This is a genomic window from Metabacillus litoralis, from assembly GCF_003667825.1.
GTDB lineage: Bacteria > Bacillota > Bacilli > Bacillales > Bacillaceae > Metabacillus > Metabacillus litoralis_B.
Map to the genome: position 1 here is coordinate 330,886 of NZ_CP033043.1, position 17,331 is coordinate 348,216.

A 17,331-nucleotide genomic window follows, 5' to 3' on the forward strand; every position below is an offset into this window, starting at 1 on the left:
AGGAGGAGAAAACATGGCGGTTTTAAATTATACAGAAAGCTCACGAAAAGTAGAAGAAGCAATTTATGATAGAGTGATTCCTTCTGGAGAAGGCTGGATGCATGAGCTAGAGCCTGGTCAGGTTTTAAGAATAGTAGATTTAGAGGGAAATCAAGCAGCGGATACCCTGTTCTATCATGCTGAAGACCCAGAAGATCATTACAGTGCAGTCGCGACGATGCTAGGTCAAAAAAATATTTATCTATCAACAGGAACGGTTTTACGTTCTGAATCAAATAAAGAGCTTCTTAAAATTGTGGCTGATACTTGTGGGCGTCATGATACATTGGGAGGAGCTTGTTCAGCACAAAGTAATACAGTGCGATATGCACATGATACATTGCCAATGCATAATTGCCGAGATACGTTTATGCTTCAGCTTTCCAAGTACGATGAAAGATATACGAAGCGTGATCTAGCACCTAATATTAACTTCTTCATGAATGTACCAGTAACATCTGATGGCGGTCTAACATTCGCAGACGGTGTATCAGCACCTGGTCGTTATGTAGAGGTGCAATCAATTGTAAAGACTGTTGCGTTAATTAGTAATTGTCCTCAACTAAACAATCCATGTAATGCGTATAATCCTACGCCTGTACGTGTGTTAATTTGGGATAAATAAACAGAATCTTTCGAATATAACATCATCATAGAACTTTAGTAAGGAGAGGTTTTCATGTTTAAAAAAGTACTCATCGCCAATCGCGGTGCCATTGCAGTAAGAATTGAACGGACACTAAAAAAGCTAGGCATTCAATCGGTAGCGGTCTATACGAAAGCTGATCAAGACAGCCTGCATGTTGATTATGCTGACGAAGCAGTTCTCATTGGAGAGGGAGCGGCAAAGGACAGCTATTTAAATGCTGAACTTATTCTTAATACAGCTATTGAAACAGGAGCAGAAGCAATTCATCCTGGATATGGCTTTTTAAGTGAAAATGCCGACTTTGCTAGAGCGTGTCAAGAAAAGGGGATTGCCTTTATTGGTCCTACCCCAGAGCAAATGGAGATGTTTGGTCTAAAGCACTCGGCACGTGACATTGCTGAAAATGCTGGCGTACCAATGTTATCTGGAACTGATTTAATTGACTCTCTTGATACAGCATTAAATCACGCAAGTAAAATTGGCTACCCCGTCATTTTAAAAAGTACAGCAGGCGGTGGAGGAATTGGAATGCGTGTTTGTGACAATGAAGATGCGCTTCTGGCAGCCTATGAGGGTGTTCGTCATTTAGCGGAAACGAATTTTAACAATGCTGGATTATTTTTGGAGAAATACATTGAGAAAGCACGACATGTTGAGGTGCAAATCTTTGGTAATCGTTTTGGGGAGGTAGTGACATTAGGAGAGCGTGATTGCTCGATTCAACGTCGTAACCAAAAGGTTATTGAAGAAAGCCCAGCTCCTAAGCTTTCAGAAGATGTTCGCCAAAAGATGTTTGCTGCTGCAAAGAGTTTAGCCGAAGAGGTAGGCTATCGTAGTGCTGGAACGGTTGAGTTTTTATATGACCCTGAAAGCTGTGGTTTTTACTTCTTAGAGGTAAATACACGCTTACAGGTTGAACATGGAGTAACAGAAGAGGTATTAGGCTTAGATTTAGTAGAGTGGATGGTAAAGGAAGCAGCAGATGAATTGAAAAACTTACACACTCTCGTTTCTAAACCGAAAGGACATAGTATCCAAGCACGAATATATGCAGAAGATTGTTTTCATGAGTTCCGTCCAAGTGCAGGGCAGTTAGACCATGTAATTTTATCAGATCTTGCTCGCAATGAAACATGGATCCGTGACGGAATAACTGTTACATCTCTTTATGATCCAATGCTTGCAAAAATCATCGTTCATGGTGAAGACAGACAAGATGCAATAGGTAAGTTAATTCAGGCTTTAAGTGAAACCCGAATGTATGGAATCACAACGAATCTTCAGTATTTACAAGCATTGTTACATGAAGAGGAGTGTGTCGCAGGCAATGTGTACACCAGAATGCTAAACAGCTTTGAAGCAGTTGAAAATGCACTTGAAGTACTAGATGGCGGGGTACAAACAACAATTCAAGATTGGCCTGGACGAAAAGGGTATTGGGATGTTGGAGTACCACCTTGTGGACCGATGGATCCTTTATCCTTTCGAATTGGTAATAAGCTTTTAGGAAATAACGACGATGCACCAGGCTTGGAATTTACATTACGAGGAGGATCTTATCAATTCCGAAATGAGATGTGGTTCTGTTTAACCGGTGCTGATATGGAAGCGAAGCTAGATGGTGAAGATGTTTCCTTATATAAACCGATCTTTGCCGAAAAGGATCAGATCTTATCTTTTGGTGAAGCAAAGGTTGGAATGAGAGCTTATATGCTAGTAGCAGGCGGATTCGATATGCCGAAAATTTTAGGCAGCTCTTCTACATTTACACTTGGAAACTTTGGTGGACATGGTGGTAGAGCGCTTCGCACAGGTGATGTTCTTTCTGTGCATAACGATGTTATTCCACCAACTACAAATGCGCTTCCAATGGTACATCAACCAATAGTTAACAACACATGGACAATTGGAGTTATTCCAGGTCCGCATTGTACAGAGGAATTTTTAGAGGCTGATTATTTAACACAACTTACTGAAACAAAATGGGAAATTCATTTTAACAGTTCACGCACAGGAGTCCGTTTAGTTGGTCCTAAACCACTTTGGACACGTGAAGACGGTGGAGAAGCAGGTCTGCACCCATCGAACATTCATGACAATGCATACGCAATCGGGACACTTGACTTAACTGGTGATATGCCAATTTTACTTGGCCCTGATGGTCCGAGTCTTGGTGGATTTGTTTGCCCTGTTACTACTGCTTCAGCAGAGTTTTGGAAAATTGGTCAGCTACATCCTGGTGATACGGTTCAATTTAAATTAATTACTTTAGAAGAAGCAGCTCGTTTGCGAAAGCTACAGGATGGAAATCTTCATGCAATCGGAGAAGCTAATTTCACTCAGTTGAGTGAAGTTCAGCTTGCTGAGCCTGAAGTTGAAATGACACCTGCTTACCCTATTTTAGCATCCGAAAAGGATAGAAACATTCCAATTACGATTCGCTGCAGTGGAGATGAAAATCTCCTTGTAGAATATGGAGATATGGAGCTTGATTTACAATTACGATTTCAAGCACATGTCTTAATGGATGCTATTCAGAAGAGTGAGGATTTTCCTGTGTTGGATTTAACACCAGGAATTCGTTCATTACAAATTCATATTGACGCTTCAAAAATAACGATAAAAGAAGCAGTGGAAAAAGTAGTAGAAATTGATCGCAACTTACCACCACTCGAATCGATTCAGGTGCCATCACGAATTGTGCGCCTACCATTATCTTGGAATGATCCATCAGTACAATTAGCTACAGAGCGCTATCAGCAAAATGTTCGACAAGATGCACCTTGGTGTCCGGATAACCTTGAATTCATTCGACGAATAAATGGTTTAGAAAGTATCGAAGATGTGAAAAATGTTGTTTTTGATGCTAATTACCTTGTTCTTGGATTAGGAGATGTTTATTTAGGAGCCCCTGTGGCAACGCCGATTGATCCACGACACCGATTAGTTACAACGAAGTACAACCCAGCTCGAACGTGGACACCAGAAAACGCTGTTGGAATTGGCGGAGCATATATGTGTGTATATGGTATGGAAGGACCTGGTGGCTATCAATTTGTTGGTCGTACGATTCAAATGTGGAATAAGCTTCGTTCAACTGAGAGCTTTGAACCAGGTAAACCATGGTTATTACGTTTCTTTGATCAAATTCAATTTTATCCAGTTGAAGCCGATGAATTGCTACAACTTCGTGAAGATGTACTTCGTGGTCGTTTTGAAGTTGATATTACCGAAACAACATTCGATCTCGGGGAATACTTGAAGTTCCAAGATGAAATAAAAGAAAGTGCAGAGAAGTTTAAACAACGTCAACAAGCAGCCTTCCATGCAGAACGTGAAAGATGGAAGGAGCAAGGAATTGCAGAGCATGTTTCAGAAGAAAATTCAATGGGTTCGATTGAAGAGGATGAACTTCCAGAAGGCTCAATCCCTGTTAATTGTTCAATGCCTGGTAGTGTGTGGAAAGTCCTTGTTGCTCCAGGCCAGCAGGTGAAAAAAGGCGATGTCCTTATTATAGAAGAAAGTATGAAAATGGAATTTCCTCAGGCAGCTCCTTGTGATGGAGAAATTGCTGAAGTATATGTAAAACCTGGAGATTCAGTTCATGCAGGTCAATTGATTGTCAGTATCTTTGAAGAAAAAAAGGTAGGTGTTGCACAATGAATAAGATAGAAATTCCTGTGAAATTAACACTTAGCTGGTTACGTAAACAATATGAAACGAGAGCATTGAAGCCGGAAGAAGTTATTGAAGAAATCATTCAACGTTCCCGTGATGATGAGGAAATGAACATTTGGATTACAGCACCTCAAATGGAACATATTCAGCCTTATCTTGACCGTCTTTCAGAGCTTGATTTTGAATCATCACCACTATGGGGGATTCCGTTTGCTATTAAAGATAATATTGACCTAGCAAATGTACCAACAACAGCCGGTTGTGCAGAATATAGTTATACACCTTCGGAACATGCTTCTGTCGTTGAGAGGTTACTAGCAGCAGGAGCTATTCCGGTCGGGAAAACAAATTTAGATCAATTTGCTACAGGGTTAGTAGGAACGCGAAGCCCTTATGGGGAAACACATAATTCGCTTCGTCCAGAGCTGATAAGCGGTGGCTCCAGCTCTGGATCTGCTATTTCAGTTGCAAGAGGGCAGGTTGCTTTCTCTCTGGGTACAGATACAGCTGGTTCTGGTCGTGTGCCTGCTGCACTGAATGATTTAGTAGGTTTAAAGCCGAGCCTAGGAGCATGGCCGACAAAGGGTGTTGTGCCAGCATGTGCCAGTCTTGATTGTGTTACAGTATTTTCACATAGTTTAGAAGAAGCGTATAAAGTTGATGCTGTTGCTAGAGGTTTAGATCAAGAAGATCCTTGGTCACGTGATCTTGCTATTCCACAAGCTAAGCTTCCTAAAAAATTCTGTTTACCAAAAGATGATTTAACGTTTTATGGTCCTTTTGCTGAGGAATATAAAAAAGCCTGGGATGGGGCAGTCCAACAAATTAAACAATTAAAAATCGAAATTGAATACATTGACTATCAATTCTTTGCACAAGCAGCAGCGATCCTATATGACGGCCCGTTTGTCGCGGAACGATGGGCTGATCTAGGTGACTTTATTAATGATCATCCAGGAGCAACCTTCCCAGTAACGGAAAAAGTCCTTCGTTCTGGTTCAGAACCAAAATATGATGCTGCATCTGTATTTCACTCAATGCACAAGTTACAAGAATTTAAATTAAAAGCTAGCAAGCTACTACAGGACGCTGTTCTTGTTACGCCAACTGCAGGTGGAACATGGACTCGAGATCAAGTCCGTGAAGATCCAATTAAAACAAATAGTGATATGGGGCTATATACAAATCATTGTAATTTATTAGATTTGTGTGCGGTTGCCGTGCAAGCCGGAGAGGCAGCGGCAAACCTGCCTTTTGGAATTACATTCTTTGCTTTATCTCAGAACGAAGGGTTAATTGCAGGAGCTGCTGAGGCATTCGTTAATAATAAAACAGCAAAACAAGAGACCACTCTAGTTGCGGTATGTGGTTTGCATATGAGAGGCTTCCCTTTAGAAAAGCAAATGCTTGAGTTTGGTGCATCCTTTATTCGCGAGGATGTGACAGCTGAAAAATATCAATTTGTGAAACTTTCAACTGAGCCAGCCAAACCAGGATTGATTAAGAAACAAACAGGTGGAAAAGCAATTGAGCTAGAAATCTGGGAAATGCCACTTTCCTCGTTTGGTGCTTTTGCAGCATTAATTCCCGCGCCACTTGGAATTGGGAAAGTTGAGTTAAAAAATGGTGAAGAAGTACCAGGGTTTATCTGTGAAGGATACGCATCTGAAGAAGCAGAAGATATTTCAGATGCAGGAAGCTGGAGGAAAATTCTGTTAGAAATTTAATGCTTAGTAATAAACCCTTGCTTGAAGTGTTCAAGCAAGGGTTTTTATTTTAGTTAAAGTCAACGTTGCACATTTTAGCCCAGAAAAACATATAAAAATACAGTTACTTAATAAAGTGCTCTTATCAGAAATAGTTCCTATTGCATCGGTAGAATAGAGTTTTGGTAAGTTGTTAAAAATGGAGGGCTAAAAATGAAAAAGGCTAAAGAATTACTACATTTACCTATCATTAGTATTTCCGAAGGAAAGCAGCTAGGAATGATTAAAGATTTGATTATTAATCCTGATGAAAAATCAGTAAATTATTTAATCATAGGACAGGATGATTGGCAGGTAAGCCTTGATGCACTTTCGTATGACAATGTTGTTGGAGTTGGAGATTCTGCAGTTATGATCGAACAGAAAAATTCTATTTTAGGGTTAGAAGAAATTCCTTTTTTAAATAAAATGGTTCCATTAATTGGTTCTCAGGTTATTACAAAAGGCGGGGAACACTCGGGGGTTATATCTGATTATTATTTTAATGAGGAAAATGGACATTTAGAGAGTTTACTCATCCATTCAGCTAACAATAAATTTTTCTTACCAATTGAAAATGTACTATTCCTTGGTAAAGAACGGGTTATAACAAATGAATCACTATCAGAAATGATTCCAATTTTAGAATCGGATGAACAATTGGGGGGGAAGGCAGGGAACAAAAGCAATAAAAAAGATGCCTTAAAAGGTATGTTAAATGAATTAATACTAAACGAATTACCAAAGTTGAGTAAAGTGAATAATGAGAAAGATCCTGATTCTGAAACTTAACAATCAGAATTAATGTGTGTATTTCGCCTTTTGAGTTGCTCTAAATTTTGTTATTAAATGAAAGTTGATAAACCGAGATCCTTCTCAGTTCGTTTACTGAGGAGGGTTGCTTAAGTTTTTTACGCCTTCCATCATTCATAAGCTATAATTGAAAAAGAAGGACTTTTTATAACAAACTTGAAGTATTTAATTAAGAAAATTTAATTCCATACAAAGAGGTGCTCTAGTGAAGAAAAAAGTTGTGATATATAGAGAAGTTCCTGAAAAAGTTATAAATACGTTAAAGGAAAAGTTTGAAGTGAGCTATTTCAAAAATTTACATACTAATAATTATGATGAATTTATAAATGAACTTCATAATGCAAATGGGTTACTAGGAGCCAGCATGAAAATGGATAAAGAACTGTTAGATCACGCGCCACATTTAACCGTTATCTCTAATATTTCGGTTGGCTATGATAATCTCAACCTAGAAGAGTTAAAGAACAGAGGTATTATAGCAACTAATACACCAGGAGTCTTAAACGATACTACAGCTGATACAATCTTTGGTTTACTTCTCGCAACCGCTAGAAGAATGACGGAGCTTGATTTTTATGTGAAATCTGGTAATTGGAATGGAAGTAAAAATGAAGATTTATTTGGTGTAGATGTTCACCATAAAAAGTTAGGTATTATCGGAATGGGAAGTATCGGACAAGCCATTGCAAAGCGAGCTCATTTTGGTTTTGATATGGAAATTCTATATTACAATCGTTCAAGAAAAAAAGAAGCCGAAGAATCATTTGGTGCTATTTATTGCTCGCTAGATGAGTTGCTTACTCAATCTGACTTTGTTTGCCTTATGATCCCACATACCCCTGAGACAGAAAAGATGATTGGTGAACGAGAATTCCAATTAATGAAGAATTCAGCGATTTTCATTAATGGCTCAAGAGGGAAAAATGTTGATGAGCAAGCGTTAATTAAAGCTTTACAACAAAAGTGGATATTACGTGCTGGTCTAGATGTATTTGAACATGAACCAGTAGAAAAGGATAACCCATTACTAACCCTGCCGAATGTTGTAACATTGCCGCATATCGGATCTACTACAAAAGAAACAAGAGAAAAAATGGCTACGTTAGCAGCTGAAAATCTGGCAAAAGCATTAGAAGGAGAGACTCCTCCTAACTTAATTAGGTAGTTCAAAGGGACAGGTCTAAGATCTGTTCCTTTTCTAAGTTTACTTTTTAAAATTTTTCCCTAGAATATCAATAGGTATATTCGAAAGGAGAACCAGTTCTTATGGAGCTATTGCAAATAAATCACATCTTCCTTTACATCATCTTAGCGTTTGTTGTTTCAAACCTACCCTTTATTGGCCGTTATGTTTCCATTGTGAACACAATGATACATGAAAATGGTCATGCACTTGCAGCGCTGCTTCTTAATGGAAAGGTGTACTCCATTAAGTTATTTCACAATACTTCTGGTGAGGCAGTTACTGGACAAAAAGGATGGTTTTCAAGTGTTGTGATTTCTTATGCTGGCTACACGTTCTCTTCCATTACTGTATATGTTTGTTTTATGCTGATTTCTAAAGGGCAGAGTCTTTTCATTTTATATGGATTTGTTTTTCTTGCTGTTCTGAATTTATTGTTATGGATTCGGAACGTCTATGGAGCATTGTGGCTTATCACGTTTATCATGATGTGTGGATGGATTATTTATAGTGATAAAACTGAGGTGCAAATCTTCTTAGCCTATTTTTTGTCTTCAATTTTATTAACACAATCCGTTTCATCTGCTTTGCAAATATTTATGATAAGTCTTATTCGGAGAAAGGCTGCTGGAGATGCAACAAGTTTAGCAAGCTACACAAAAATTCCTGCTGTATTATGGGGCTTTCTGTTTTTTCTACAGGCAATCTATGTTGCAATCATTTCGATTAAAGATCATTTTTATTCATAAAACGAGATCTAAAAAGATCTCGTCTATTACTTGAAACCGCTATATTTCGTTAAGTTAGGATTTTGGTATTTTTGAAGAGTGTTTTTTAACATGGCTTTATAAACTTCTTTTAGAGCCAGAGATTTTTTCTCTGTGTTGATTTCATTATCTAACTTAGTGTTTTGAACGTTATTTTTTATTGGTGGCTCATTAAAACTGGGTAAAACTGACTTAAAATCATCCGTATAGGCAATAATCTCCCCCCATGCCAGAAAGTCTTCATCAGATATTTTCCATGTATGATTTCCTGAATCATGTCTAATGACAACAAAGTCATCCTTAGTTGTTGTAAAGATTTTATAGCCATTTTTTTTGCAATCTTCAATAAAAAAGTAATCCTCAGCTCTTGTTCTTTTTTGAAATTGTACCTTGTTATAAACTTCTTTTCTAAAAATAAGAGAAGCTCCCGAAACTGTTTCATCATAAGTGTTCTCTTTGTTTTGAATAAGCATCAGTGCTTTTTTATTTGTAAAATAAACGTAGTATGAACTTTTACCAATAATGAAGACATCATCATTTTCAAATGCTTTCATGGAGTTTAAAAGATAGTTTGGACCATAACAGTCATCATCATCAAATTTTGCAATGTAGTCATAATTTGCTTTTAAAATACCGAAATTAAGACAATCTCCTAATGCAGCTCCTTCATGTAATTGAAACACTCGGACATTTTGGTAATTCGCGGCTTCTTTCTGCCACTTAATAAGATCTAATTCATCTTTATTTAAGATGATAATAAGTTCTTTTTCATCCCATTGCTGTTGTTTATAATTTCTAAAGACATTTTCCATGAACTGATCTCTTATCGTGCAGGTAATAATAGATACTTTCATCCCTATTGCTCCTTTGTCATATTTAGTTAAGTGAAGATGATTTTTTTAGTTAATTTGGTTAGTTTGTTGTAACGATTTAAATTTTCCAGCTTCATCAATTCGCTGAACAAATCATCTCTCTGTTTTTTAGTGAAGCCTACTGCACCCATGATGTTTTTATGTCTAACATCTATTTTTAACAGCAAAGTAATCGTTACAAGGATTTTGATAAACATTTTGTTAAACAATAAGAAGTCTTGCAGGTCATTCTCCAGAAAATTTTTATATTCGATAAGCACTTCGTTCATTTCGTTTAAATTCAATATTTGGCTTAGCTCAATTCCTAAAAAGAGAACATCTATATCAGGATGTTTGGTTAGAAAGAGATGAAAATTATCGATTGCTTCTTGCCAATTATCTGAACTGACAGGATGTTCTTGATGATAGCTAACCACATGTTCACTTGCTAAGTATTCTGCACCTGCTTCATATAGGCGATATCCAAGTTCCCAATCTTCATAGCCATAGCCCACAAAATCCTCATCAAATCCACCTACTTTATCTAGCAAAGCTTTCCTTAAGGAAACATTGCCTGTTAAAAAAGCCATCCAGGGAAATGAAAATCCATCTAAGTTAGGTCCATATTGCTCCAATATAAAGCTAAACCACGAAGATTTTTCAAAGCTTAACATTTTGTAGCTTTTATCATCAAAGTCTTTGTTTTCAAGTAAGGGAAAAGGTGCTGACAATGAGTTTTGGTATTCCAAAAAACGTAAAGAAAGCTTTGGATCATCCTTGATCATTTCCTTGACTTCTTGCACTTGTTCCGGTTGGAAGCTTGGAAAAACACATGAATACAAAGCGTGATAGGACATGGCACCCGTTACAATTAAGTTGTTTTTTTGTTGATGATATTGATAGTGATTTTGAATAAAGCTTGGTTCTACGTACATTTCGGCATCCAGAAAAATTATGACTTTTCCACGTGCATGTTGAATTCCTATATTTCTTACTTTTGCTCGACCGTTATTTGAATTACAACGAATATAGTAAAAATTGTAAGGGGCTTTGTAATTCTCTAAAGTTTCATATGTTTGATCTGTAGAAGCATCATCTATTAAAAAAACCTCTACTTTTGAAAGATCGAAGTGTTGTTTTTCTAAAGAATAAAGAGTAAATAAATTCAATGGATATTTATTGTAAGACGGAATAATAATACTGACTTCAATATCGTTGGGAATCTGAGTGTTTCTTGTTATTAATGAATCATTTGTCATGGAATTGGACATACAGCTGAAACAACCTTTCTCAATGTACTAGGATCGAATCTAATATATAAGATATAGATATTGTTGGGGGATGTATAAGCGGGTATCTATATTTAAACGTAAAATGGTTACTTGTCATTTTAGGAGTAATTATAAATGGAACTTGGTTATTAGGAACATGTTCTTATAAGATTCATAATTTAATATAGAGGTGATGAACATGTCCGAATGGTATGGACTTTTGATTTATATGAATCTTGTTGTGATGTTTTTAGCATATATTTACTTTTATAAAAGACGAAAATTGATTGGTTTTCATTTAGGCATGAATATAGCGATGGTTGCTGGTGGTAGTCTTGCAATTGGAACTGGAGTTATTTTAATAAATCAATTTCCGCTTCATTTCCTGGAAATTACGATTATCGCAACATTAACGGGACTAATAATAGGTAGTTTATTTGGTGGACTTTTTGATTATCAAACGTTATTAACAGGCTTTATAAATGGATTGATGATGGGAATTATGTCTCCTATGATTGGAGCAGCAGCAAGCGGGACAACGTTTATTCTATTTCTTGAATTCTGTATTATTGGAGCATTTGGATTACTTATTCTTTCATCAAAAAATTCTTCATAAGATAGGTGAAAAAGGTTGAACACCATCATGCTGATACTCTTAACAAACTGTCTTATTGCATTATTTGCTTATCGAGTCTTATTTCGTTCTCGTTATCTTTTTAGTGATCGTTTCGGGTTTATCGTCTCTATAACAGGAGGTAATATTGTTAGCCTTGTTATGACTAACAACCTCTTTTATTTATTCTCTAATCATTTTACCGTGATCAGCTTTGTAAATCTTTTAATCGGCGTAGCTATAGGTGTGACAATTGGTTCTTTATTAAACTCGCAAACTCTTATAGCAGGCATTTACAGTGGTGGAACAGGTGCCATAATGGGGACGATGATAGGAGCAGTTTCATTAGATCCATCGATTTGTAGCCTTCCAACACAAATCTATAATCAGCAAGAGCTGGTCCTCTTTTTTGGTCTTTTTGGTTTATTTCTCCATCTTCTAACAACCCTTCTCTTGCTATTCGCTTTAAAAGTGTAAGACGGGAGAATCCCCTATATACACTTACTCATTTATTAAACTAAAACATAGCAATTTAAAAACTTGAACATAGATTAATATGTAAGAAATTGGATGTAAGAGGTGAAACAATTGAAAACAGGATTACGTCATGATGAGTATGTAAAAAAAATACTGGAGGAAAGACATAGAGAAGAACGTAAAAAGGATCCTATTCACGAAAGTGGTAATCAAATCACTTCACCAGCAGGCTCAACGTCAACGGAGGAGATACGAATATTCAACGAATATATGGAACAAGCCAACTTGTTTAACATCACAAAATCGACACCTAATCAGCGGAAGGCTCTTATGTTAAAACGTTTTTTTAAGATGAAGCGGTATCAGCAAGTTGAAATTTATTCTAGTCATGGAGAAGAAACAGTTCACACGTTAGGTAAAGTTACAGCAATTGGCCGAGATTTTGTCATGCTGACAAATTTAAAGGATCGTATTTGGTTTCCTTATCATGCCATTATATCTGCCAATGTTCCTTCTGGAATACCAAACTATTCAAATAGTCATCAGTCCTACATTTTTGACAACGATTTAAAAAGAAAATTGCTTTATGATTTTGGACAGACTGTTTCCAAACGAGATGCTTTAAAACAACAATTTTATGAAGAAACGTTGCACACAAATTTAAAAGCGTGGAAGGGTATATGGGTGAAAGTCAGTACTCAGGATTGCTCGTATGTGGGTCAAATCATAGATGTACAAGAAAACAATTTATTGCTTTCCTCATTTAATAAAAAGTGGGAGCTTAATTTAGGCACTATTAGTAGGGTGACAAGTTTGCGGCTTCTCTCTTTATTAACTATTTTTACCAAAAAATAGGTGTGTGTTAGAGGCAATTTTATAAGACGGTAATACTATATAACACTAGGTCGAAAGGAGGAAAAAGATGTGAAATATCAGGAGGACAATATATTTAGAGAACTGAAGAAACTTATGGGCGAGGACGTCTTGATTATAACTGAGTCTTCACAGTTAAATTTATTAGGTCAAACATTTCGTCCGATCTTTTGCGGGCCTATAGTAGAAGTAGAGCAAGGTCATGTTACGTTAAGTCCAGTAACTATTAAAATTTTAAATGCACCATTTTTTCAGTTTCCAACTCCATTATCAATTCCACTTGAAAAAATTGCGCAATTTACTCCGAATTTTGATTGTGATGAGAGATTCCCGCTTATTTAAGTAATGCCGAAAGGAGATGATAAAAAAGTGAAGGGTAATTCATTTAATTCAACTCATAATGTCGTTCGTGATCAAGCGATAACTGATTATTTTATAGAAAATATTGGGAATAGAGCTTTTGTTCTTACTCCTTCTTTTCCCTTTATGTTTGTTGGAGAAATTTTAGATGTTATGGAGGATATGGTGTTAATTGATGTAGAAGCTACTCACTTCGCACAACTTGAGAACCGAACATGGTTTATTCATATTCATAATATCGAGGTTTTTTATATTGAACAAGAAGGCGGAGTGGAAATTCCTAGACTAACAGATTAATAGAAAGGAGGAACATTATGTTACGGCAATACCATGTCGTTGCGATACCGATTCGAATTGTAGTCAACAATTTTGGCGACTACAACCCGGATGGAAGGATATACGTATTAAAAGAAAACGTTGATGAAGTAAGAGAATGCGTCCGTAAAAATCCTTTTACCCCTGTGGATTTAGTTCAACCATTAACCATTCGGGCAAATGAAGGTGATGTAGTTGAAATTCTTTTTGAGAATCAACTGCCATTTGCTGCAGGAATGCACTTTCAAGAAGCGGATTATGATGTATTAACCTCTGATGGTGCAAATGTAGGGTTTAACCCAAGTTCTCTGGTAGAGTGCGGGGAGAAGATTCTATATAGAATTCACGCTACAGCTGAGGGGACCTACTTTTTCACCGACTTAGGTAATGTAGCAAGTACTGAAGAAGGTTCAAGCATCCAAGGATTATTTGGTGCATTAATTGTTGAGAAAAGGGGTTCATGGTGGACGGATCCTGTCACGGGTGGGCAAATAAATAGTGGTGTTTTTGCTGATATCCACAATCCATTTTTACCATCATTTAGAGAGTATGCATGGTTTTTTAATGACGAAATGGAAGTGAATGATTTAACAGGAAATAGACCCTTAAATCCAATCACTAATCAGGAATCTGAATCATTTCATGGAGTTAACTTAAGGTATGAACCACTGAGAAATAGATTAAGACTAATTGAAGAAGGTGTAGTCAGTCCAGAACTTGAAGGAGAAGAAGTTCATCATGATTCTTGGGTATTTGGTGATCCAGCTACACCGATATTAAGAGGATATAAAGGAGATCCGGCTATAATAAGGTTAATTCATGGAGCTTCAAAAGAAACACATGTTTTTCATTATCATGTCCATCAATGGCTTCGTGACCCAAGTAACACATTATCCGAAATTGTTGATTCACAAGCAATTAGTCCACAGTCACACTATGATATTAGTCCGCTCTATGGACTAGGGAGTCTTCATGGAGCATTTGGAGATGTGATTATACATTGTCATTTATATCCACACTTTGATGCAGGAATGTGGGGAATTAATCGTATTTTTGACACCTTACAAGATGGTAGTCAGTGTTATCCGAATGGTGTACCTATTGCACCACTGAAACCATTACCTGATCGACCTTGTCCACCGAAGCCTACAAAAGAAAATCCAGGATTCCCGAACTTTATTCCAGGTAAAGTAGGATGTAAAGCACCTCGTCCACCACTTGGGATCGTTGGTGGACGAGAAATGACTGAATTAGAAAAAAATGCAGCTGTTCCCAATGCTAGACCTGGTGCCGTGTTTGTTGATTCGTGTTTGTCTAATCCTGTTGTTGTGGAATATAACGTATCTCTTATTGAGTTACCGATTATTTATAATCGTCAAGGCTGGCATGATCCGAAAGGGAGATTCTATGTACTTGATGAAGATCTGGATGATGTGCTGGCAGGTAGAAAAGAGCCTGAGCCCCTTGTTTTACAAATACCGGCTAGTTCGTGTATCCGAATGAACTTTACAAATCTGTTACCTCACATTCTTGATGGAGATGCATTCCAACTTGTAACAAGAACTTATGAAGTAGGTTTTCATATTCATTTTGTGAAATTTGATGTGTTAGTCACGGATGGTGCAAATGTAGGCTGGAATTATGATAGCTCTGTCCTACCTGGTCAGACAATACGTTATGAATGGTATGCTGATACCGAATTAAAGGCATTCTTTTTCCATGATCATTTGAACGCCACTTCACATGAGCAACACGGGATTTTTGGTGCAGGTATTATTCAGCCTAGGTTTTCGAAATTTTTTGATAGTCGTACAGGAGAAGAAGTGGATCATGGTACACAGGTAACTGTTGTGAATCCTATTATCCCGGATTATCGTGATCAATCACTGTTTGTACAGGATTTTGCTTATCTTTTTGATAAAGATGGATGTCCTATCCAACCACCTGAATTCCCCGGATCACTCGAAGATCCAGGTGTATTTGGGGTTAATTATAAAAACGAGCCATTACAATTCAGATTAGGAAAAGACTGTGATCCAGCCTATTCGTTTAGCTCATATGTTCATGGAGATCCTGTCACACCAATTCTTAGAACCTATGAAGGTGATCCTATTCGAATCCGATTGCTGCAAGGGGCGCATGAAGAATCTCATAGCTTTAACTTACATGGTCTAAAGTGGAAGTCAGAACGAGCAGACTTAGATTCCATGTTCCAAGCTCAACAGCATATAGGAATATCAGAATCGTTTACGTTTGAAACAGAGGTTCCTTTAGCAGGCGATTATTTATGGGCCTTTGAAGATGAAGAGGACATTTGGTTAGGAACATGGGGGTTAATTCGGGCTTTTGATGAGCTCGTAGACGATTTAATAGTATTGCCAGATCGGCCTTGTCCACCTCCTAGAACGAAATCTTTACCTGAAGTAACAGGTAAACCACCGGCTTTGGCTGATCCATTGTGTTCATTACCACCAAAAGCACATGATAAAGCACCCGTTAGAAAGTATGACGTTGTGTGTTTTCAAACACCAATTATTTACAACAAATATGGTGATCACGATCCATTTGGAATCATTTTTGCCCTAGAAGAGGATGTGGAGGATATTTTATGTGGGAAAAAGAATCCTGAACCGCTCGTTCTAAGAGGTAATGCGGGGGATTTAGTAGAAGTCACTTTAACAAGTAAATTAAAATTTGACTTGTTTCCTTTCCCAGATGGGATTCACCCATATCCTCCTGTCAAGGAGCAAGCTTTCTATCCACCTTCTCTAAGAATATCTCTTCACACGAGCTTACTAGACTATGATGTAAAAACATCAAGTGGAGATACAGTCGGGTTTAACCCTGATCAAACAGTTGGTCCAGATGAAAAAATCACGTATCGATGGTTTGTTGATGGCTCTCATGGAACCTGTGCAATGTGGGATGTCGCTGATTTACGTAATCATCGCTCATTTGGGACATTTGGAGCATTTATTGCTGAACCAAGATTTACAACTTATCATGATCCATACACATTATGTGAGGTGAATATTGGAGCAAACGTTGTCCTTAAGAATCCATTCTTGCCAGAAACGAGAGAATTCGTATTAATTATGCATGATGGAGTTCGACTTGTTGATAAAAAAGAGCAGCTAATCATTGATCCAATTGATGGTATCTTACCTGAACCAGATCCTGAGGAAGAGGTGGACACATATGATTTTGGTTCGCGTGGGTTCAACTATCGAACAGAGCGCTTAATTAATCGATATCGAGAACATCCGGTTTTAAGTGATTTATTTAGTTCAAAAGTATTTGGAGACCCAGCAACACCTGTTTTTGAAGCCTATCCAGGAGATCCAATTGTCATTCGTTTAACAAACCCTTCTGAACGAAGACGTGCTCATACGTTCCATTTACATGGACACAAATGGAAGTTCGATGTAAAAGATATCGATTCGCGTGTACAATCATTTGTCGGTCATCTCATTGCTGGAGCAGCAGAGAATCTTGAACTTATTGGTGGTGCTGGAGGAATTCTAAACTTCCCAGGAGACTATATGTACCGTTCGGGAAATATCCGTTGGGACATTGAACAAGGGATGTGGGGAATCATTCGTGTTCATGAAGAGCTTCAAAAGCATTTACCAACATTAAAAGATTAGTTGATAGGGGAGGGTGGCTATTCCTCCCTAAGTTTGAAAGGAGGTAAAAA

At 37.4% G+C, this 17,331-nt stretch carries 14 protein-coding genes; 12 read left to right on the plus strand and 2 right to left on the minus strand.

The genetic code is table 11. The features are described from left to right. The first annotated feature begins 13 nt into the window (after positions 1 to 13). The 6 genes from D9842_RS01335 (at position 14) to D9842_RS01360 (ending at position 8,856) form a co-directional block, all read left to right on the plus strand. Positions 14 to 664, plus strand: coding sequence for an urea amidolyase associated protein UAAP2 (locus D9842_RS01335; RefSeq protein ID WP_121660940.1), 651 nt, complete (start codon positions 14 to 16; stop codon positions 662 to 664). 54 nt (positions 665 to 718) lie between these two features. After that, positions 719 to 4,351, plus strand: coding sequence for an urea carboxylase (gene uca / locus D9842_RS01340; RefSeq protein ID WP_121660941.1), 3,633 nt, complete (start codon positions 719 to 721; stop codon positions 4,349 to 4,351). Beyond that, positions 4,348 to 6,093 carry an allophanate hydrolase gene (atzF, locus tag D9842_RS01345; RefSeq protein ID WP_121660942.1) on the plus strand — a complete coding sequence of 582 codons (1,746 nt, stop codon included), beginning with the start codon at positions 4,348 to 4,350 and terminating at the stop codon, positions 6,091 to 6,093. The genes uca and atzF overlap by 4 nt, the downstream gene beginning before the upstream one ends. A 192-nt stretch (positions 6,094 to 6,285) precedes the next feature. After that, entirely contained in the window at positions 6,286 to 6,903 is a 618-nt protein-coding gene (locus D9842_RS01350; protein ID WP_121660943.1) for a PRC-barrel domain-containing protein, read from the plus strand. Between the two features lie 226 nt (positions 6,904 to 7,129). Next, complete coding sequence (locus D9842_RS01355) at positions 7,130 to 8,089, plus strand: 2-hydroxyacid dehydrogenase (protein ID WP_121660944.1); 960 nt, start codon at positions 7,130 to 7,132, stop codon at positions 8,087 to 8,089. Positions 8,090 to 8,190: 101 nt separating this feature from the next. After that, positions 8,191 to 8,856: a M50 family metallopeptidase gene (locus D9842_RS01360; RefSeq protein ID WP_121660945.1), complete on the plus strand. Its 666-nt coding sequence runs from the start codon at positions 8,191 to 8,193 to the stop codon at positions 8,854 to 8,856. A gap of 26 nt (positions 8,857 to 8,882) precedes the next feature. On the opposite strand, the gene D9842_RS01365 is transcribed toward D9842_RS01360, so the two are convergent. Both D9842_RS01365 and D9842_RS01370 read right to left on the minus strand, forming a co-directional pair. Beyond that, positions 8,883 to 9,728 carry a glycosyltransferase family 2 protein gene (locus D9842_RS01365; protein WP_121660946.1) on the minus strand — a complete coding sequence of 282 codons (846 nt, stop codon included), beginning with the start codon at positions 9,726 to 9,728 and terminating at the stop codon, positions 8,883 to 8,885. A 26-nt stretch (positions 9,729 to 9,754) separates the two neighbouring features. Beyond that, complete coding sequence (locus D9842_RS01370) at positions 9,755 to 10,984, minus strand: glycosyltransferase family 2 protein (RefSeq protein ID WP_162987265.1); 1,230 nt, start codon at positions 10,982 to 10,984, stop codon at positions 9,755 to 9,757. Between the two features lie 211 nt (positions 10,985 to 11,195). Between D9842_RS01370 and D9842_RS01375 the strand changes: the two genes are divergently transcribed. From D9842_RS01375 to D9842_RS01400, 6 genes are all read left to right on the plus strand, one after another. Continuing rightward, positions 11,196 to 11,612 (plus strand): hypothetical protein, encoded by a 417-nt coding sequence (locus tag D9842_RS01375; RefSeq protein ID WP_257535967.1) that lies wholly within the window; start codon positions 11,196 to 11,198, stop codon positions 11,610 to 11,612. 15 nt (positions 11,613 to 11,627) lie between these two features. Further along, positions 11,628 to 12,086: a hypothetical protein gene (locus D9842_RS01380; protein ID WP_121660949.1), complete on the plus strand. Its 459-nt coding sequence runs from the start codon at positions 11,628 to 11,630 to the stop codon at positions 12,084 to 12,086. 102 nt (positions 12,087 to 12,188) lie between these two features. Then, positions 12,189 to 12,941 carry a hypothetical protein gene (locus D9842_RS01385; RefSeq protein WP_121660950.1) on the plus strand — a complete coding sequence of 251 codons (753 nt, stop codon included), beginning with the start codon at positions 12,189 to 12,191 and terminating at the stop codon, positions 12,939 to 12,941. 69 nt (positions 12,942 to 13,010) lie between these two features. Beyond that, on the plus strand, positions 13,011 to 13,301 hold the full coding sequence (locus D9842_RS01390; protein ID WP_162987266.1) for a hypothetical protein: 291 nt from the start codon (positions 13,011 to 13,013) through the stop codon (positions 13,299 to 13,301). A 27-nt stretch (positions 13,302 to 13,328) separates the two neighbouring features. Further along, on the plus strand, positions 13,329 to 13,616 hold the full coding sequence (locus tag D9842_RS01395) for a hypothetical protein (RefSeq protein WP_251401204.1): 288 nt from the start codon (positions 13,329 to 13,331) through the stop codon (positions 13,614 to 13,616). 17 nt (positions 13,617 to 13,633) lie between these two features. Beyond that, on the plus strand, positions 13,634 to 17,281 hold the full coding sequence (locus tag D9842_RS01400) for a multicopper oxidase domain-containing protein (protein WP_121660952.1): 3,648 nt from the start codon (positions 13,634 to 13,636) through the stop codon (positions 17,279 to 17,281). Positions 17,282 to 17,331 lie beyond the last annotated feature (50 nt).